The organism is Actinophytocola sp. (assembly GCF_050699935.1).
Taxonomy (GTDB): domain Bacteria; phylum Actinomycetota; class Actinomycetes; order Mycobacteriales; family Pseudonocardiaceae; genus Actinophytocola.
This window is the reverse complement of the sequence record NZ_JBOHGB010000053.1, coordinates 1-18,695: the sequence shown is the minus strand read 5'-3', so window position 1 is coordinate 18,695 and position 18,695 is coordinate 1. Positions and strand designations below refer to the sequence as shown.

Here is an 18,695-nt window from a genome sequence, read left to right as displayed (position 1 = left end):
GCAGTCCGGAGAACGTCGTATAGTCGGCGGAGCGTAGTCGAAAATGGTTCCCATTATCCATAGTGAGGTACGCATGAGTCGGCTGTCCAGATCCGTCCCCGCCGCCGCGACCGCCGCCGCGTTCACGTTGACCCTCGCCGCCTGCGGCGACGCCGGCCCGGCCGCCGAGGACGGGAAGATCTCCGTGGTCGCCTCGACGAACGTGTGGGGCAGCGTGGTCGAGGCGGTGGGCGGCGACCGCGTGAGCGTCCGGGCGCTGATCGACGACCCGTCCGCCGACCCGCACGCGCACCCCGACCAGCCCGAGGACGCGACCGCGCTCGCCGGGGCCGACCTGGCCGTCTACAACGGCGGCGGTTACGACGAGTTCTTCACCGAGCTCCTCGACGCCACCGGCACGGACGCCAGGAAGATCGACGCCTTCGCGCTGTCCGGGTACGCCGACGGCGAGAACGAGCACGTCTGGTACGACCTGCCGACCGTCAAGAAGGTCGCCGACCGGATCGCGGCCGACCTCGGCTCGATCGACCCCGGCCGGCGGGAGCGCTTCACCGCGAACGCGAAGACGTTCGACACCGAGGTGGACGCCGTCGCCGCGAAGGCCGGGCGGATCGGCGAGGACAGGCCGGGCACGAAGGTCGTCGCCACCGAGCCCGTCGCCCACTACCTCCTCGACGCCGCCGGCCTGACCGACGCGACGCCACCGGAGTTCTCCGAGGCGATCGAGGAGGAGACCGACCCGCCCGTGGCCGCCGTCGCCGCGACCACCGGCCTCATCAGCGGCAGGCAGGTCGCGCTGCTGGTCAACAACGCGCAGACCGAGACCCCGGTGACCGACTCGCTCGGCGACGCCGCGCGCCAGGCCGGCATCCCGGTCGTCACCGTGACGGAGACGCTGCCAGCCGGCGTGACGGGCTACGTTGGGTGGATGACCGAGCAGGTGGACGCCCTCGCGGGCGCGTTGAACACGGCATGAGCGTGGCATGAGTGTCGACCCGGACGCGGCCCCGGCCATCCCCGCGCGGGACGAGCCGGGCACCGGCGTGGTGTCCCTGCGCGACGCGACCCTCGCCTACGGCGGTCGGGTCCTGTGGCAGGGGCTCGACCTGGACGTCGCGCCCGGCGAGTTCGTCGCCGTGCTCGGGCCGAACGGGTCGGGCAAGACCAGCCTGCTGCGTGTCCTGCTCGGACTGCGGTCGCTGACCGCGGGCACCGTGCGTGTGGTCGGCGCGGCACCCGGGCGCGGGAACCGGCGGATCGGCTACGTCCCGCAGCAGCGCGCGATGGAGGAGAGCCTGACCCTGCGCGGACGCGACCTGGTCGGCCTCGGCCTCGACGGGCACCGGTGGGGGATCGGCCTGCGCGGCATGCGGACCCGGCGCGAGCGGGTGGGCCGGGCACTGGACTCCGTTGGCGCGCACGACTTCGCCGACGCACCGGTCGGCCGGCTCTCCGGCGGCGAGCAGCAACGGCTGCGGGTGGCGCAGGCGCTGATCAGCGACCCGGAGGTACTGCTGTGCGACGAGCCGCTGCTCTCGCTCGACCTCGCCAACCAGCAGGTCGTCAGCTCGCTGATCGACGAGCGGCGACGTGCGGCGGACACCGCCGTGCTGTTCGTGACCCACGAGATCAACCCGGTGCTGCCGATGGTGGACCGGGTCCTGTATCTCGTGGACGGCCGGTTCCGGATCGGCCGGCCGGACGAGGTGATGACCGCGTCGACCCTCTCGGAGCTCTACCGCGCGCCGATTGACGTGGTGCGGGTGCAGGGGCAGATCCACGTGGTCGGCGCGCAGAGCGGCCTGTGCGAGGACCAGCCGCACCACCACCTGCACGACGAGTCGCGCGGTGAGGCCTGATGGACAAGCTCTTCGACTTCGAGCTGACCGGCGAGCTGCTGCGGTTCGGCTTCGTGCAGACGGCGTTGCTGGCGGCGGCGATCCTCGGGCTGCTGGCCGGGGTGCTCGGTCCGCTGATCGTGAGCCGCAACATGGCGTTCGCGGTGCACGGGACGAGCGAGTTGTCGTTCACCGGCGGCGCGGCGGCCCTGCTGCTGGGCATCAACGTCGGCCACGGCGCGCTCGCGGGCGCGATCGTGGCGGCGCTCGTGCTGGGGCTCCTGTCGCGGCGCAGCTCCGAGCACGACTCGGTGATCGGCGCGGTGCTGGCGTTCGGGCTCGGCGTCGGCGTGCTGCTGCTGTGGTACTACCCGGGACGCGCGTCGAACAAGTTCGGGTTGCTCGTCGGCCAGATCGTGAGCGTGGACTTCGCGTCACTGGCCCTGCTCGCCGGGTGCGCGGTCGCGGTGTTGCTGTCGCTGCTGGCGATCTACCGGCCGCTGCTGTTCGCGTCGGTGGACCCCGAGGTGGCACGGGCGCGCGGCGTGCCGACCGGGCCGCTGTCGCTGGTGTTCGCGGTGCTGGTCGGTGTCGCGACGGCGCTGGGCGTGCAGACGGTCGGGGCGCTGCTGGTGCTGGCGCTGATGATCACGCCGGCGGCCGCGGCGTGCCGAATCACCGCGAACCCCTTGCGCGCCACGGTTCTCGCCATCGTGTTCGCCGAGGCGTCGGCGGTCGGGGGGATCGTGCTCTCGCTCGCGCCGGGGGCACCGGTGAGCGCGTTCGTCACGGCGATCTCGTTCTGCATCTACCTGGTGTGCTGGGTGCTGTCGCTGGTGCGCGAGCGGGGCGGGCGGCCGCGCGGCGTGCCTAGTGGAGCAGTAGCAACACCTGCAGTTCTCCGATGACCGCGCCGATGACCGCGCCGACGGCGATCAGCTTCCACTCGTCCTGACGGAACGCCGGGCGCAGCAGGCCCTCGTACTCGACGCGGGTGAGCCGGCGCATGCGGGTAGCGATGGTGTCGCGGATGTCGAGGGCGTCGGTCGCGTAGTCCTTCGCGTGCAGCATCGTGTCGGGCAGGTAACGAAGCGCGCGGTCCGCGGCGGCGTGCTTCATCTCGACGTAGGTGTCGGCCCCGACCGCGACGGCGATGACGGGCTTGGCGGCGCCGGCCTGCTCGTCGATGGTCGTCTCGATCACCCGGCGGATCATGGTGAGCAGCAGGTCGGACCTCGGCCCGCGGAGCACGGCGTCGACGATGTTGGGCACGGTCATGACGTCGCGGGCGACGATCTCGGCGTACTGCTTGGCGACCTCGTCCCGGCGCCGCTGGAAGACCCCGTGGAGTCGCAGCGGCCCGAACCGCTTGGGGCGCCGGGGAAAGAACACCAGCTTGATGGCGAGCCAGTCGGTGAACCACCCGATGATCGCGCCGAAGACGGGGAGCACCCACGGGTCCTTGGTGATCGCCCAGACGGCGGTCTGCACGAGACCGAGGACGAATCCGAAGTAGATCCCGCAGCGCGCGATGAAGGCCATCTCGGGGCGGGAGATGTCCCGGATGAGCTTGATCAGCAGGGCCTTGTCCCGGGTCAGCGCGCCGACCGCGACCTGCCGGATGTCGAGTACCTCGCCGATGTTCTCCCGGATCTCCGCCATGACCCGCTTGACCAGCTGCGGCGAGGAGGCCTGCGCCTGCTTGACGAGCATCTCCTGCGCGAGCGGCGGCATGAGCTCCCAGAGCCCGGGCCGGTAGGTCTCCATGACGTCACGCATGATCTCGTCGACCGCGATGAGCAGCGGCCCCTCGATCTCCTTCGCGACCCGCTCGGCATCGAGTCTCAGAAATATCTCGTTCGTGTCAACGAGCCTGCTGGTGAGCAGGTCGGCGGAGGTCCGGATCATCCGCTCGGAGTTCCGCGGCACCACGCCCTGCCAGCCGAGCCAGGGCTCCCGGAGCCCGATGAAGCGCACGGGCCGGAACATCATCTCGATGGCCGCCCGTTTGGTGAGATATCCGATGACGGCGGCGATGACCGGCATGGACAGGTAGATCTGCCAGTGCGCGGCGAAGTCGTCGAGGATCGCCATCTGAACGGACTGCCTCTCCAACCGAGCCGTTGCCGCCGAACGCCCCGCAGTCTCACCCGCGGAGGTCGCGGCGGCAACCCGTGGCGCCGGTCGCCGCCACGAGCTGTGGGACACTGGAATCCGGTTCGACAGCGAACGACATGGACGTGGGGGTCAAATGCCGGGGAGACTTCGCCGTCGAGCAGAGCGCCTTGTCATGGCCACGATGGCGGTGCTCGGAATCGCTGTTTTCGCGGCCGACACGCTCGACTGGTTCGACCGGGTGGCGAACGGTGCCGCGATCCCGAAGATCACCCTGCTCATGCTGAGCACGGTCACGATTTTCCTGTTGCTGGAGATGGAGCGTTTCCAAACGCTGGACAAGATAGAGGCGTCGCTCGCCAACCTGGACATCCAGGGTATCGCGCAGACATTGCGACGCGAGCAGTACGCCGGTCTGGTCAAGGTGCACGAGCGTTTTCTCGAAAGCGATTTCAGCAAGTACCTCGGCCGCGCCAAACATGTCACGATCCTGAACACCTGGATTCCCAACCTCCACATGCTCAGGACCGACCTGGAGGCGGCGCTCAACCGGCGCGCCGAGGTTCGGATCCTGCTGCTGCACCCGAAGTCCATGGTCACCGGCCTGCGTGAGCAGGCGTTGCGCGAGCGCGGCATGAAGGAGATCGACGAGCCGGTGCGCGATGGCATCCAGCGCTGCCTGGCGATCCTCGAGTCGGTGTACCGGCAGGCCGACCAGCGGCGGCGGAGCAAACTCAAGATCAGGGTCTTCAACTCGCTGCCGTCGGTCTCGGTGTACCGCGCGGACGACCACTTTCTCGTCGGCATGTTCCTGCACGGCCAGCTGGCGATCGACTCGCCCCAGTTCGAGATCCACGGCTCGGACACCATCCTCGGCCGGCAGATCCAGAAGGAGCTCGACACGCTCTGGGAGGTCGGCCACGACGTGGACCCCGGCAACTGGACGCGCTCGATCGACATCAACATCTAGGAGTGAGGTGCTCGGATGAAAGAGTTGGACGACTTCGAAGACGGGCTCATCGAACGGTTCCGGCAGCACCCGGTTCTCCGCGACATCGACCGGCTCTCCGAGGACGCCTTTCACGACATCCTCCTCCAACGGCGATTTCTCTCCCACACGTTCACGACGGTATACGACCTGGCGATCGACCTGCTGACCGATGAGCAGGCCATCCGGATCGCCCGGGTGATAATTCGGGAGGAATACCCGGACGACAAGAGCTCCGGCCCGCCACCGTCGCACCGCGAGGACATGAAGTGCGACATTCTTCGGCTCGGTGTGTCCTGGCGAAAGTTCGTCGAGACCCGGCCGTCGCGGGAAACCGGCGAGGTGATCAGCCATATGTTCTCGCTGCTCGCCGACTCGGGCGCCGGCGAACACGCGAACATGAAGCTGGTGACCATTCTCCGTTTCTGGGGCGAGATCCTGGTCTCGGTCGAATACGCCGAACTGTGGCGACGAATGGAGAAGCACCTGATGGTCAACGGTGAGAACCACTCGCTGTTCTACTACCCCCACCTCAAGCACGACGCCAAGACCCGCCCACTGGCGGAGGCATCCCCACTGTCGCTGACCCACTCGGACCAGCTCGGCGTGCGCCTGTACCAGCTCGTCGGCTCCGCCCCCGACACGTGGGACTCCTTCAGGGAGGTCGAGTCCACCGTGCTCGGACTGAAGAACAGGTTCTACGACCAGTTCGTCCCCGCGATCCCCTGACCACGGCGCCCAGCCGAGTCTCCGTGCGCCCAACCGAAGTCGCGTCGCACCTCAGGTCAACGCGTTGCCTGCCATAACGCCTGGCGCCGCTGCTGCCTGCTCGGCGCTCATCAGCGCCGCGGCCAGGTAGTCCGCGTGGTCGGTGCTGCATCCCTCGCCCGGCGGCCAGGCGATCCGGACCCGGCCGTCCCGGGCGAAGATCCGGATCTCACGCGGGCGCCCCAATGGATCCGTGACGGGCACGGTCCATTCCAGCGGGTTCGGCGGTGGCGTCGTCATCGGACGTCAGCGTCCCCGGAGCGGCCAGGGTCGTCAAGCTCGAGCACGAAGCACCAGGCCGGAAACGCCTCGCGACACGATCCGCACCGGCCATGGATTCGGGCGTGACGCCTAGAACTGGTAATACAGGAAGGGGCTGAACGTGCCGGCCGCCGTGAGGACCGCGGCGTAGAACAGGCCCACCGTCATCACGCCGACTCGTAGCACGGATGCCGCGCGGGTCTGGGAGGACTCCAGTAGCGGGCCGGTGACCGGGTGGGGTGGCAGGAACACGATCGCCATCGCGAGGAGCAGGATCACCAGGCGCTGGTTCGTGAACGCCTCCGCCGCCACATCCGTCAGGCCGGTGAGGTCCGGCAGCAGCATGTGGCCGATGATCGTCAGCGCCTGGGCCATGTCCGTCGAGCGGAAGAAGACCCAGCCGAAGACCACCAGCAGGAACGTCAGAGCCCGGCGGGCGATCTTGGCCCGGCGGCCCGACGGCGGGCCGTCGAGGCCGAAGCCGCGCTCGATGATCAGCAGGGCCCCGTGGTAGAGGCCCCACACCAGGAACGTCCAGTTCGCACCGTGCCAGAAGCCCGTCAGCACGAACACCACGCACAGGTTGCGGTACGTCCGCGCGCCGCCCTGCCGGTTGCCGCCCAGCGGGATGTACACGTAGTCCCGGAACCACCGCGACAGCGACATGTGCCAGCGTCGCCAGAACTCCGTGATCGTCACCGACGAGTACGGGCGCGCGAAGTTCTCCGGCAGCCGGAAGCCCAGCATGCGACCCAGCCCGATCGCCATGTCCGAGTAGCCCGAGAAGTCGAAGAACAGCTGCAACGTGTAGGTCAGCGCGCCCAGCCAGGCCATCGCGAACGTCATCTCGCCGTTCGGTGTCGAGAAGCACGCGTCGACCACCGGCGAGAGCGAGTCGGCGATGATGACCTTCTTGCACAACCCCAGCGCGAACCGGGGGAAGCCCGCCGCGATGTCGTCGAGCCGGTGTGTGCGCTCCTGCGGCAGCTGGTCCGCGATCTCCCGGTACCGCACGATCGGGCCCGCGATCAGCTGCGGAAACATCGAGATGTACGTCGCGTACGAGATCGGGCGGCGCAGGGCCGGGCGCTCGCCGCGATAGATGTCCACGACGTAGGAGATGTTGTGGAACGTGTAGAACGAGATCCCGATCGGCAGCACCAGGTGCGTCACGGGGAAGTCGCCGCCCAGCAGCTGCGCGAACCCGTTCAGCTGCGCGGTCAGGAACCCCGCGTACTTCCAGACGACCAGCACGCCCACGTCGACGCAGATGACCCCGATCAGGATCGCCCGCCGCTTCCGCCGCCGCACGAGCGCCCACTCGTCCGGCTCCAGCAGCTGCCCCGCGAAGTAGTTCACCACGATCGTGACGAGCAGCAGGATGACCGTCGGACCCGCGCCGGCCGTGTAGAAGATGAGGCTCGCCACCGCGATGATGCCGTTGCGCCAGCTGCGCGGGCACAGCAGTACCAGCGCCAGCACGATCGGCGTGAAGATCCACAGGAACAGCGGGCTGGCGAACGACATCCCTCTGACCTCACCTCCCCGACAAGGGACGCCTGACTCTAGCCCGCCGCACCCCGCGCACCGCGCCGCGCACGCGTGGCCGGGTCGGGGAGCTCAGGTACGGCCGGCGGTCCGGCGCCGCCGCGCCACCTCCGCCAGCACCACGCCGGCCGCCACCGACGCGTTCAGCGACTCCACACCGGCCGCCATCGGGATCGACACCGTCTCGTCGCACGTCTCGCGTACGAGCCGGGACAGCCCACGGCCCTCCGAGCCGACCACCACGACGAGCGGTGAGGTCGCCAGCTTCAGCTCGTCCACGGTGATCGTGCCGTCCGCGTCCAGCCCGACGATCATCATCCCGGCCTGGGCGTAGGAACGCAGCGTCCGCGTCAGGTTCGTCGCCAGCGCCACCGGCAGCCTCGCCGCGGTGCCCGCCGACGTCCGCCACGCCACCGCCGTCACCCCGGCGCTCCGCCGCTGCGGCAGCAGCACGCCGTTCGCGCCGAACGCGGCCGCCGCGCGGATCACCGCGCCCAGGTTCCGCGGGTCCGTCACGCCGTCCAGCGCCACCAGCAGCGGCGGCTCGTTCGACTCGGCGGCCACGTCCAGCAGGTCGTCCGGGTGCGCGTAGGAGAACGGCGGCATCTGCAGCGACAGCCCCTGGTGCAGCGCCCCGCCGGTCAGCTTGTCCAGCTCCGCCTTCGCCACCTCCAGGACCGAGATCCCGCGGTCGGCCGCGAGCCGCACCGCCTCGGTCACCCGGTCGTCGGCGTCGATCCCCAGCTGCACGTACAGCGCGGTCGCCGGCACGTCGGCCCGCAGGCACTCGACGACCGGGTTGCGGCCGGCCACCAGCTCGGTGCCGGGCTTGTCCTTCGCACGGCGCTGCGCTGCCTTCGTCCGCACAGCGGCGCGCCGCTGTGCGGGGTGGCCCGGGCGCATCGACGCGCGCGGCGTCGGGCCCTTGCCCTCCAGGCCCTTCGACCGCCGGCCGCCGGACCCGACGACCGCGCCCTTCTTCGTGCCGGATTTGCGAACCGCGCCCCGGCGCTTGGAGTTCCCAGCCACGTCAGCTGTCCTTAAATGTCCACTGTGGTCCGTCGGGGGTGTCCTCGACGGTGATGCCGGCGGTCAGCAGCCGGTCCCGGATCGCGTCGGCCGCGGCGAAGTCCTTGGCCTCGCGCGCCCGCTGGCGCTGCTCGAGCAGCTCGCCGACGAGCACGTCCAGCGCGGCCACGGCCGACGTGTCCACTGTGGACGTCGAGGACCAGGCCAGCGGGTCCAGGCCGAGCACGCCCAGCCGCGCGCGCACGGTCGCGGCCGCCGCGCGGGCGGCCGCGTCGTCACCGGTGTCCAGCGCGGTGAAGCCCGCCCGGACGGTCGTGTGCACCGCGGCGAGCGCCGCCGGCGTGCCGAGGTCGTCGTCGAGCGCCGCGGTGAACTCGCGCCCGACCTCCCCGGGCTCGACCGACCCGGTCCGCGCGGCGACCTTGCCCACGAACGACTCGATCCGCTGGTAGGCGCGCACCGACTCCTCGAGCGCCTCGGGCGAGTACTCGATCGTCGACCGGTAGTGCGGCGCCACCAGGTAGTACCGCAGCTCCTGCGGCCGCACCCGGCGCACCATCTCCGGGATCGACACGACGTTCCCCATCGACTTCGACATCTTCTCGCCGGCCAGGCCGACCAGCCCGCTGTGCATCCAGAACCGCGCGAACGCGTCGCCGGCCGCACGGGACTGCGCGAACTCGTTCTCGTGGTGCGGGAAGATCAGGTCGCGCCCGCCGCCGTGCACGTCGAACTCGTCGCCCAGGTACGTCAGCGCCATCGCCGAGCACTCCAGGTGCCAGCCGGGACGCCCGGGTCCCCACGGTGTCGGCCACGACGGCTCGCCCGGCCGCGCGCCCTTCCACAGCGTGAAGTCCCGCGGGTCGCGCTTGCCCTCGGCGGCCGTCTCGCCCTGCTGTACCTCGTCGAGCCGCTGGCCGGACAGCGCGCCGTACTCGCCCCAGGAGCGGACGTCGAAGTACACGTCGCCGGCCGCCGCGTACGCGTGGCCGCGGTCGATCAGGCGCTGGATCAGCTCGACCATCTGCGTGATGTGCCCGGTGGCCCGAGGCGTGATCGTCGCGGGCAGGCAGCCGAGCGTGTCGTACGCGGACTCGAACGCGCGCTCGTAGGTCGCCGACCACTCCCACCACGACGTGTCGTGCTCCGCGGCCTTGGTGAGGATCTTGTCGTCCACGTCCGTGACGTTGCGCACGAACGTGACCGTGAGCCCCTTGTGCAGCAGCCAGCGGCGCAGCACGTCGTAGGACAGCGCGCAGCCGCGCAGGTGCCCGATGTGCGGCGGCCCCTGCGGCGTGGGCCCACACACGTAGATCGACGCCGTTCCGTTCCGCACGGGATGGAACTCCCGCACGCTCCGGCTCGCGCTGTCGAACAGGTGCAGACTCACGACACTTCTCCTGGTCTCGGGTTAGGGAAAGCCTAGTGCGGTGTTCGTGGATCATCGTGCGAGGTCTTGGACCACTCAACGGGACCTCAGGGGAACGTGACGGCAGCCAGCCACAATCAACCGCGCATCCGCACCGTCGGCTGGAACGTAACCAACACTTTAAATTCCGGGGAGGCGGTGCAGCAGGCACGCGGTCGCGATCGCCGCCACGCCCTCGCCGCGACCGGTCAGGCCGAGCCCGTCGGTCGTCGTGCCGGACACCGAGACGGGCCCGCCGGCCGCGGCCGACAGCACCCGCTCGGCCTCGCCGCGCCGCGCGCTGATCCTGGGCGCGTTGCCGATGACCTGCACCGCGGCGTTGCCGAGCCGGTAGCCGGCCGCCTCGAACCGGGCCCGCACCTCGGCGAGCAGGTCGCCGCCGTGCGCGCCGGACCAGCGGGGGTCGGCGGTGCCGAACACCGTGCCCAGGTCGCCGAGCCCGGCCGCGGACAGCAGCGCGTCACACAGCGCGTGCGCGGCCACGTCCCCGTCGGAATGTCCGGCGCAGCCGTCGACGCCGTCCCAGCGCAGCCCCGCGAGCCAGCACTCCCGGCCGGCCTCGCGCGGGTGCACGTCGGTGCCGATCCCGACCCGCACGCCGGCGCTCACGGGGCCAACACCGCCTCAGCGACCGCGAGGTCGAACGGCGTGGTGATCTTCATGGCCGCCGGGTGCCCGGGCACGGTCGACACCGGGACGCCGATCCGCTCGACCAGCCCGGCGTCGTCGGTGTGCTCGTCCCCGCCCGCCTCGTACGCCCGGCGCAGCACGTCGGGCGCGAAGCCCTGCGGCGTCTGCACCGCGCGCAGGTCCGCCCGGCTGACGGTCTCGGTGACGAGCTCGTTCGCGTCCACGCGCTTCACCGTGTCGGCCACCGGCAGCACCGGCACGACCGCGGGCGCGCCCGCGGCCACCGCGTCGGTCACCGCGCGGACCAGCTCCGGAGGAGTGAACGCGCGGGCGGCGTCGTGCACGAGCACGACCGAGATCTCCGGTGACATGTCCGCCGACTCAGCGAGCGCGGCGTCCAGTGCCCGCCGCACGGACTCGGAACGGTCGCCACCACCGGCCACGACCAGCGCCTCCGCGCCGGCATCGGCCAGCACCGACCGCATGATGTCCACATGGGACAGTGGGGCCGCCACGACGACACGCCGCACGCAGCCCGCGCTGAGCAGACCGCGTACGGCGTGTACGACGAGTGGAACCCCATGGACCGGAACGAGCGCCTTGGGGCCACGACCGCCGAGGCGCTCACCTCGTCCCGCGGCCGGGACGAGTGCCACGGTGGCCGCGTTGATGTTGTTGTTGCTCAGGGTCGGGCTAGACCGACGCCGTGGCGAGGACCTCGTCGAGGATGACCTCGGCCTTGCCCTCGTCCGTGCCCTCGGCCAGCGCAAGCTCGCTGACGAGGATCTGCCTAGCCTTCGCGAGCATGCGCTTCTCGCCGGCGGACAATCCGCGATCCTTCTCGCGCCGCCAGAGGTCGCGCACCACTTCGGCAACCTTGTTCACATCGCCGGAGGCGAGCTTCTCGAGGTTGGCCTTGTACCGCCGGGACCAGTTGGTCGGCTCCTCGGTGTGAGGAGCACGCAGCACATCGAAGACCCGGTTGAGACCCTCCTGGCCGACGACGTCCCGGACACCGACGATCTCGGCGTTGTCAGCGGGGACGCGTACGGTGAGGTCACCCTGAGCGACCTTCAGGACGAGGTACTTCTTCTCCTCGCCCTTGATTACGCGGGTCTCGATTGCTTCGATGAGTGCGGCACCGTGGTGCGGGTAGACGACGGTCTCTCCGACCTTGAAAACCATGTGTCCTCTGCCCCTTTCGCTGTTCCCATCTTAACACGGGTCGAGGTGAGGGCGTAACGGCCCCACGATCCGTAACCGCAGGTCAGTGGCTACGCGGCCGTCAGGCGGGGGGTTGACAAACCCGCCCGGTACGTGCTGGATGCGTCCGAAGAGGAATTCGATCGCCGGCGTCGCCCCTCCACAGTGGACAGGACGCCGTGAACTCGGTTGCGCCATCAGGCAGACCGCTCGCCGGAGCCGCTGATCCGCCCGCTACCCTTCGGCATGAGTAGGCCTGCCCGAGGAAGGACCGCAATGGTGAGCCGTCGATCGACCCGACCGCTGCGCAGGATGCTGGCGACGGTGGCCGTCGGCTTCGTCGCGCTCGGTATCGCCGGATGCAGTTCCGGACAGGTCACCCAGACCGACCAGATGGAGCCCGCGGTGAACGGCAACAAGGCCGACGTCGGGGACATCGCGCTGCGAGACGTAGTCGTCTCCTACCCGGAGTCGGGCGGCTACGAGGCGGGCGACGACGCGCCGCTCGTGCTCACCATCATCAACACCGGCGGCACGGGCGACGAGCTGACCTCGGTGAGCAGCCCGGCCGCCGCGGACGTCCAGCTGCTCGGCGACACCTCGGTGCCGGGACGCTCGGCGCTGCAGGTCGTCGTGCCGGACGAGTCGACCCCGTCCTCGGCGTCGCCGGAGTCCACGCCGGAGACCACGGAGTCCTCGCTGCCGGACTCGTCGATCACCGAGCCGTCCCCGCCGGGCGCCACGGAGACGCCGACCCCGGGGTCGGCGTCCTCGGCGCCGGAGACTCCGACCTCGGCGCCGGAGGTCACCGGCACCGAGCTCGCGCCTCAGGAGGTCGGCACGCTGAGCATCGTGCTGACCGGGCTCACCACGGACCTGCCCGTCGGCAGGAACGTGCCGGTGACGTTCGTGTTCGCCCAGGCCGGCGAGATCACGATCGACCTGCCGATCGGGTCGCCGGCCACCGCCCGCGCGGAGTCGACCGGGACCCACGAGGAGTAGCTCCGCCGCGTCGCACCGGTTTTGTCGGTGGGCGCCCGTAGGTTGGCCCGGTGGCTAGGAATACGCGACCGAACACGCGACCGAAGGGCCCGGGGTACCGCTGTGCCGAGTGCGGACACGAGTCCGTCAAATGGCTCGGCCGGTGCCAGGAATGTCAGGCCTGGGGCACGCTCGAGGAGGTCGGGGTCCCCCGCGCGGCGCTGGCCAAGATCGCGGCGGGCGCGCCGTCCGTGCCCGCGCGCCCGATCGCCGAGGTCGACGTCGAGGCCGCGCGGGCCCGGCGCACCGGTGTCCCCGAGCTGGACCGGGTGCTGGGCGGCGGTCTGGTGCCCGGCGCGGTGGTGCTGCTCGCCGGCGAGCCCGGGGTGGGCAAGTCCACGCTGCTGCTCGAGGTGGCGTTCCGCTGGGCGGCGCGGGACGGGGCCGCTGGGCCGTCCCTCTACGTCACCGGTGAGGAGTCGGCCGGGCAGGTGCGGCTGCGGGCCGAGCGGACCGGGAACGTGCACGAGTCCATGTACCTGGCCGCGGAGAGCGACATCTCGGCCGTGATCGGGCACGTGGACGCGGTACGGCCCGGCCTGCTCGTCGTCGACTCGGTGCAGACGCTCGGGTCGGCGGAGCTCGACGGCACGCCCGGCGGCGTCACGCAGGTTCGCGGGGTCACCGCGGCGCTCGTGGCGCTGGCGAAGGAGCGCGGGCTGCCGGTGGTGCTGGTGGGTCATGTCACGAAGGACGGCGCGATCGCGGGCCCGCGCGTGCTGGAGCACCTCGTGGACGTGGTGCTGCACTTCGAGGGCGACCGGCACACGACGCTGCGCCTGGTGCGCGGGGTGAAGAACCGGTTCGGCCCCGCGGACGAGGTCGGCTGCTTCGAGCTCGTCGACGACGGCATCCTCGGCGTGCCCGACCCGTCCGGCCTGTTCCTGAACCGGCGCGAGACCGGGGTGGCCGGCACGGCGGTCACCGTTGCGGTGGAAGGGAAACGGCCGCTGCTGGGCGAGGTGCAGGCGCTGGTGTCGAAGTCCGCGCTGGGCACGCCGCGTCGGGCGGTCAGCGGGCTGGACTCGGCCCGGGTGGCGATGGCGCTGGCCGTGCTGGAGCGCCGCGGCGGCATCCGCCTGGCCGAGCACGACGTGTTCGCCGCGACGGTCGGCGGCATGCGCATCCACGAGCCGGCGGCCGACCTCGCGCTCGTGCTGGCGGTGGCCTCGGCGGCACGGGACATCCCGCTGCCGCCGGACCTGGTGGTGCTGGGCGAGGTCGGGCTCGCCGGCGAGGTCCGGCGGGTGGCCGGGGTGAAGGCACGGCTGGCCGAGGCCGCGCGGCTCGGGTTCACGAAGGCGTTGGTGCCACCGGACGCCGGCACGATCCCGCCCGGCGTCGACGCGACGGTCACCCCGAACCTCGGCGCCGCCCTACAGGCGTTGTACGCCAACGCCAGCTAACCCCGCGTGTCCAACGTTCCGAACCCGCGTGTCCAACGTTCCGAACCCGCGTGTCCAACGTTCCGAACCCGCGTGTCCAACGTTCCGAACCCGCGTGTCCAACGTTTCAGACCTGCGAGTTCAACACTCGGGCCGTGGTTCTTGGGAACTCGCGCGCGGGAGCGGGGAACTCGCGGGTCTGGAGTGTTGGACTCGCGGGTCCGGGGTGTTGGACTCGCGGGTTCGGAACGTTGGACACGCGGGTCGGGGGTGTTGGACTCGCGGTTAGTCCAGGAGGACGGGCAGGCGGTCGACGCCGTAGACGATGGACACCTTGCGGTAGTTGAGCTCCTCGTCGGCCAGCCGTATCGAGGGGAAGCGGCGGACGAGTGCCGGGTAGGCCGCGCGCAGCTCCATGCGGGCGAGCTCGGCGCCGATGCAGCGGTGCACGCCGTAGCCGAACGCCAGGTGCGAGGTCGGGTCGCGGGTCGGGTCGACGCGTTCGAGGTCCTCGCCCAGCGCCGGGTCGCGGTCGGCGCCGGACAGCGACACGATCACCACGTCGCCCTCGGCGATGTCCACGCCGCCGACCGTCGTGTCCTCGCGGGCGAACCTCGGGAACGCCACCTGCACCACGGTCAGGTACCGCAGCAGCTCCTCGACGAAGTCGTGCACCGCCGCGTCGTCGTCGTGCACGAGCTTGAACGAGTCCCGGTCCCCCAACAGCACCAGCGCGCCCAGGGCCAGCATGCTCGCGGTGGTCTCGAAGCCGCCCGTCAGCACGCCGTCCGCCAGCCCGGCGAGCTCGATGTCCTCGACCTCGTCGCCGTGCTCGGCGATGATCATGCCGAGCAGGCCGTCCCCGGGCGTCTTCCGCTGCTGCTCGACCACGCCGAGCAGGTAGTGCAGCGACTCGGAGATCGCGCCCAGGGACGCGGTCGCGCCGCCGAACAGGTCGAACCGGGCCATCGACAGGCGCTGGAACTCGGCCCGGTCGTCGTACGGCACGCCCAGCAGCTCGCAGATCACCAGCGACGGGATCGGCAGCGCGAACTCCGCGACGAGGTCGACCGGACCGTCCGCGGCGGCCATCGCGTCCAGCCGCTGCTCCACGATCGCCTTGATGCCCGGCGTGAGCCGCGCCAGCCGGCGCATGGTGAACTCCGGCGTCAGGAGCTTGCGCAGCCGCGTGTGCTCGGGCGGGTCCGCGAAGCCGAGCCCGCCGGGGCTGTGGGTCTCCGACGCCCCGTGCTGGCCGACGAGGTTCGCGAAGTCGTTGCTGTACGCCTTGGCGTCGCCGAGCACGGCCTTGGCCTCGTCGTACCCGCTCACCAGCCAGACGTTGACGCCGAACGGCATGTTGACCTTGCTGACCGGTGCCTCGGCGCGCACCCGGCCCAGCTCGGGCACCGGGTCCAGGCCGGTCCGCTTGAGCGGCATCAGCGCCGCGTCGGGCAGCAGCGCCATCGTCGACAGGTCGAACCCCTTGCGCTGCGCACGCGCCAGGTACCAACGCGTCACCGCCTCGGTGACTCGTGTCTTCAGCCCCATGTCCAACCCCCTTACTCCCTACGCGCGAGACTAACCGCCCGCGCGAAGTCGGTGAGCCGACGGAGGGGTGGGTCTAGCGCAGCCGGGCGGCCCTGGCCTCCAGGTAGCGCTGCTCGGGCAGGCTCACCGTGCGCCGGGCCGCCCGCGCGTACGCCTCCCGCGCCGGGCCGGGCTCGCCCGCCAGCTCCAGCAGGTGCGCGCGCACGGCGTCCACCCGGTGGTGGCCGGCGACGCGCTTGTCGCCGGCGAGCGAGTCGAGCAGCGCGAGGCCGGCGGCCGGCCCGTGCACCTGCGCGGTCGCGATCGCGCGGTTCAGGGTCACCATCGGGTTCGGCGACATCCGATCGAGGATCCCGTACAGCACCAGGATCTGCCGCCAGTCGGTCGACTCCGTGCTGGTGGCCTCGGCGTGCACCGCCGCGATGGCGGCCTGCAGTTGGTACGGGCCGAGCCGTGCGGTGGCCATCGTGCGTTCGATCAGCTCGGTCCCCTCGCGGATCAGGTCCGCGTCCCACTGCCCGCGGTCCTGCTCGGCCAGCGGCACGAGCGCGCCGTCCGCGGTGGTACGGGTCGCCCGCCGCGAGTCCGTCAGTAGCATCAGCGCGAGCAGGCCGGCCGCCTCGCCCGCGGACGGGTCGTCGTCGGGGAGCACGCGGTGCACCTCGCGGGCCAGCCGGATCGCCTCGGCCGTCAGCTCGGCGCGCTGCAGCCGCGCGCCGGAGGTCGCCGTATAGCCCTCGTTGAAGATCAGGTACAGCACGTGCAGCACGACCGCGAGCCGCTCGGACCGCTCCGCTCCGGTGGGCGTCGCGAACGTCGCTCCGGACTCCTTGATCCTCTGTTTCGCCCGGCTGATCCGCTGCGCCATCGTCGCCTCGGGCACCAGGAACGCGCGGGCGATCTGCTCGGTCGTCAGGCCGCCGACCGCGCGCAGCGTCAGCGCGACCTGCGACGGCGCGGACAGCGACGGGTGGCAACACAGGAACAGCAGGGTGAGCGTGTCGTCGGTTTCGCCGGCGCCGTGCCGCTCCAGCTCGTCGGCCGGGGACGGCGTGATCAGCTCGTGGTAGGGCACCCGGACGGCGACGGTCGTCTCGCGCCGGCGGCGGGCGGAGTCGCTGCGCCACTGGTCGGTGAGCCGGCGGCCGGCGACCGTGACGAGCCAGCCGGCCGGCTCGGTGGGCACGCCCTCGGCCGGCCACCGCAGGGCCGCGGCCAGCAGCGCCTCCTGGACGGCGTCCTCACACGCGTCGAACTGGCCGTGCCGGCGCACGAGCACGGCGAGGACCCGCGGCGCGAGCGTGCGCAGCAGGTCCTCGACCGTCCCCGTGTTGATCACCACCCGGTCGTCACATGTCGAAGCCGGCCTCGAACATCACCGGCCGGACCTCGATCGCCAGGCCGCTGAACTTCGCGTCCGGGATCAGCTTCGCGAGCTCGACGGCGCGCTCCTTGGACTCGACGTCGAGCAGGTAGTAGCCGCCCATGAACTCCTTGGCCTCGAGGAACGGGCCGTCGGTCACCGCCGGCACGCCGCCGGTGCCGCGCACGGTGACGGAGTTGGCGGGATCGGCGAGCGCCTGGGTAGCCACGAACTCGCCCGACTCGCGGACGGTCTTCATGAAGTCCTCGTGCCCGTTCATGATCGACTTCTGTTCCGCCTCGGTGAGCGACTCGATGGCGGCGGGGTTGACCTGCATGATCAGCAGGAACTTCATGGTGTCTCCTTGTCGTTCGGCCGGCCCCGCGTGGGCCGGCGCCGCGAGGAAGTCGGACCCGCCGGCCGGCTCTCGACATCATCCTCCGGCACGTTTGTGGCTACCTGTCCGGCCACAGCGACGCCTGCTCCAGCTCGCGCAGGGGCCCCACGAGGTTCCCCCAGGCGAACGCCGCCGCGGCCATCAGGATGAGCGCGCACCAGGAGCCGGCCAGCCGCTCGACGTCCCCGGCTGCCACGTTGATCAGCAGCTGACCGAAGGTCAGCAGCGTGAGCAGGGTGGACAGCGTGATCGCGACCCACCGGCGGTGCAGCTGGTGCACCGCCGCACCGCCCGCGAGCGCGGCGAGCACCACGACCCAGCTGTACGCGCCGCCGAAGACCAGCGCGCCGTTGTCGTCCCCGACCAGGAACGTGAAGATCTGCCAGCCGCTCGCCGACTCGAAGTCCTCGTCGTCCACGTCGACGTCCGCGTACCAGCCCATCGAGAGCGCGAGGAACAACGCCACGGTCGCGATCACGACCAGCATCCGTGCGACGACGAGCCGCCGCTGCCGGTCGTCCTCGCCGGTCGCCCGCGCCTGCCGCTTCTCCAGCCTCTTGAGTTGTGCCCGCAGGTCCGCGAGCTCGTCGGTCTCCGCCATGGCGGGCATGCTCGCACCTCGCGCGGAACGACGCTCGCGGATCGCCAGGCGACCAGTATGGCTCGGCTCACCCTGGCTGGGGAAAGGCTCGCCCGGCGTGTTAGACACACGCGGTCGGTCCCCTTCGGCATCGAGAGGTGGTCACGTGGGCGTTCGCCGTCTGGAGCGCTCGGCCCGGCGGGTGCTCGACCGGCTGCACGAGCAGCTCGGCGTTACCGGCCTGGCCGCGGCCGCGGCGATCCCGGGGCTGGGCGCGGTGGTCGACCAGCACGCGGCGGCGGTGCGCGACATCCTGACCGCCGGCGTCGAGTCGAGCGCGGCGGTGGCCGGCACGGTCCTGCTGGCCGGCTACGCCCAGGGAGTGCTCGACCACGTGCGGGAGAGCGGCATGCCGCTGCGGGTGCCGGACGACGCGCTCGGCTGGCTGCGCGCCGACTGGGCCAGCATGCGGCTGCTCGCGGTCTGCTCGCTCGCGAAGAACCTGCACCCGGGCCGCCGGATCGGCGCGACCGGCGACCTGCCGTCCCTGGCCTGACCCCACGGCGAGC

The 18,695-nt window shown here is 71.2% G+C and carries 20 protein-coding genes; 8 read left to right on the top strand and 12 right to left on the bottom strand.

Annotation, left to right across the window (positions count from 1 at the left end):
• The first annotated feature begins 73 nt into the window (after positions 1-73).
• From ACRDTB_RS18500 to ACRDTB_RS18490, 3 genes are read left to right on the top strand one after another with little or no spacing between them, the layout of a single operon-like run.
• Positions 74-976, top strand: coding sequence for a metal ABC transporter solute-binding protein, Zn/Mn family (locus ACRDTB_RS18500; RefSeq protein ID WP_431431857.1), 903 nt, complete (start codon positions 74-76; stop codon positions 974-976).
• Between the two features lie 7 nt (positions 977-983).
• Positions 984-1,859, top strand: a complete 876-nt coding sequence (locus tag ACRDTB_RS18495; protein WP_431431856.1) for a metal ABC transporter ATP-binding protein — start codon at positions 984-986, stop codon at positions 1,857-1,859.
• Positions 1,859-2,746, top strand: a complete 888-nt coding sequence (locus tag ACRDTB_RS18490; protein WP_431431854.1) for a metal ABC transporter permease — start codon at positions 1,859-1,861, stop codon at positions 2,744-2,746. The genes ACRDTB_RS18495 and ACRDTB_RS18490 overlap by 1 nt, the downstream gene beginning before the upstream one ends.
• Here the strand turns inward: ACRDTB_RS18490 and ACRDTB_RS18485 are convergent.
• Positions 2,709-3,932: a DUF445 domain-containing protein gene (locus ACRDTB_RS18485; RefSeq protein WP_431431852.1), complete on the bottom strand. Its 1,224-nt coding sequence runs from the start codon at positions 3,930-3,932 to the stop codon at positions 2,709-2,711. The genes ACRDTB_RS18490 and ACRDTB_RS18485 overlap by 38 nt on opposite strands.
• Before the next feature lie 205 nt (positions 3,933-4,137).
• Between ACRDTB_RS18485 and ACRDTB_RS18480 the strand changes: the two genes are divergently transcribed.
• Positions 4,138-4,923 (top strand): hypothetical protein, encoded by a 786-nt coding sequence (locus ACRDTB_RS18480; RefSeq protein WP_431431850.1) that lies wholly within the window; start codon positions 4,138-4,140, stop codon positions 4,921-4,923.
• Between the two features lie 15 nt (positions 4,924-4,938).
• Entirely contained in the window at positions 4,939-5,670 is a 732-nt protein-coding gene (locus tag ACRDTB_RS18475; protein ID WP_431431848.1) for a hypothetical protein, read from the top strand.
• Positions 5,671-5,721: 51 nt separating this feature from the next.
• On the opposite strand, the gene ACRDTB_RS18470 is transcribed toward ACRDTB_RS18475, so the two are convergent.
• From ACRDTB_RS18470 to ACRDTB_RS18440, 7 genes are all read right to left on the bottom strand, one after another.
• The gene (locus ACRDTB_RS18470; RefSeq protein ID WP_431431846.1) at positions 5,722-5,949 is read right to left on the bottom strand and encodes a hypothetical protein; all 228 of its coding nucleotides are present in this window, start codon (positions 5,947-5,949) and stop codon (positions 5,722-5,724) included.
• A 111-nt stretch (positions 5,950-6,060) separates the two neighbouring features.
• Positions 6,061-7,497 (bottom strand): MBOAT family O-acyltransferase, encoded by a 1,437-nt coding sequence (locus ACRDTB_RS18465; RefSeq protein WP_431431845.1) that lies wholly within the window; start codon positions 7,495-7,497, stop codon positions 6,061-6,063.
• A gap of 93 nt (positions 7,498-7,590) precedes the next feature.
• Positions 7,591-8,547 (bottom strand): 23S rRNA (guanosine(2251)-2'-O)-methyltransferase RlmB, encoded by a 957-nt coding sequence (gene rlmB / locus ACRDTB_RS18460; RefSeq protein WP_431431844.1) that lies wholly within the window; start codon positions 8,545-8,547, stop codon positions 7,591-7,593.
• Between the two features lies 1 nt (position 8,548).
• Positions 8,549-9,937, bottom strand: a complete 1,389-nt coding sequence (gene cysS / locus ACRDTB_RS18455; protein WP_431431842.1) for a cysteine--tRNA ligase — start codon at positions 9,935-9,937, stop codon at positions 8,549-8,551.
• 159 nt (positions 9,938-10,096) lie between these two features.
• Positions 10,097-10,573, bottom strand: coding sequence for a 2-C-methyl-D-erythritol 2,4-cyclodiphosphate synthase (gene ispF / locus ACRDTB_RS18450; RefSeq protein WP_431431904.1), 477 nt, complete (start codon positions 10,571-10,573; stop codon positions 10,097-10,099).
• Between the two features lie 8 nt (positions 10,574-10,581).
• Positions 10,582-11,277 carry a 2-C-methyl-D-erythritol 4-phosphate cytidylyltransferase gene (gene ispD / locus ACRDTB_RS18445; protein ID WP_431431902.1) on the bottom strand — a complete coding sequence of 232 codons (696 nt, stop codon included), beginning with the start codon at positions 11,275-11,277 and terminating at the stop codon, positions 10,582-10,584.
• Positions 11,278-11,299: 22 nt separating this feature from the next.
• Positions 11,300-11,791, bottom strand: coding sequence for a CarD family transcriptional regulator (locus ACRDTB_RS18440; RefSeq protein WP_075129788.1), 492 nt, complete (start codon positions 11,789-11,791; stop codon positions 11,300-11,302).
• A gap of 294 nt (positions 11,792-12,085) precedes the next feature.
• On the opposite strand from ACRDTB_RS18440, the gene ACRDTB_RS18435 reads away from it, so the two are divergent.
• Positions 12,086-12,811, top strand: coding sequence for a hypothetical protein (locus ACRDTB_RS18435; RefSeq protein ID WP_431431840.1), 726 nt, complete (start codon positions 12,086-12,088; stop codon positions 12,809-12,811).
• A 50-nt stretch (positions 12,812-12,861) separates the two neighbouring features.
• Positions 12,862-14,256 carry a DNA repair protein RadA gene (gene radA, locus ACRDTB_RS18430; RefSeq protein ID WP_431431838.1) on the top strand — a complete coding sequence of 465 codons (1,395 nt, stop codon included), beginning with the start codon at positions 12,862-12,864 and terminating at the stop codon, positions 14,254-14,256.
• Positions 14,257-14,520: 264 nt separating this feature from the next.
• Here radA and ACRDTB_RS18425 read toward each other — a convergent pair whose 3' ends face one another.
• From ACRDTB_RS18425 to ACRDTB_RS18410, 4 genes are all read right to left on the bottom strand, one after another.
• Positions 14,521-15,786 carry a cytochrome P450 gene (locus ACRDTB_RS18425; RefSeq protein ID WP_431431836.1) on the bottom strand — a complete coding sequence of 422 codons (1,266 nt, stop codon included), beginning with the start codon at positions 15,784-15,786 and terminating at the stop codon, positions 14,521-14,523.
• Between the two features lie 73 nt (positions 15,787-15,859).
• Positions 15,860-17,125, bottom strand: coding sequence for an RNA polymerase sigma factor (locus ACRDTB_RS18420; protein ID WP_431431834.1), 1,266 nt, complete (start codon positions 17,123-17,125; stop codon positions 15,860-15,862).
• Between the two features lie 10 nt (positions 17,126-17,135).
• Positions 17,136-17,504 (bottom strand): YciI family protein, encoded by a 369-nt coding sequence (locus ACRDTB_RS18415; RefSeq protein WP_431431832.1) that lies wholly within the window; start codon positions 17,502-17,504, stop codon positions 17,136-17,138.
• A 100-nt stretch (positions 17,505-17,604) separates the two neighbouring features.
• Positions 17,605-18,156 carry a hypothetical protein gene (locus tag ACRDTB_RS18410; protein WP_431431829.1) on the bottom strand — a complete coding sequence of 184 codons (552 nt, stop codon included), beginning with the start codon at positions 18,154-18,156 and terminating at the stop codon, positions 17,605-17,607.
• 136 nt (positions 18,157-18,292) lie between these two features.
• On the opposite strand from ACRDTB_RS18410, the gene ACRDTB_RS18405 reads away from it, so the two are divergent.
• Positions 18,293-18,682, top strand: a complete 390-nt coding sequence (locus ACRDTB_RS18405; RefSeq protein ID WP_431431827.1) for a DUF6401 family natural product biosynthesis protein — start codon at positions 18,293-18,295, stop codon at positions 18,680-18,682.
• Positions 18,683-18,695 lie beyond the last annotated feature (13 nt).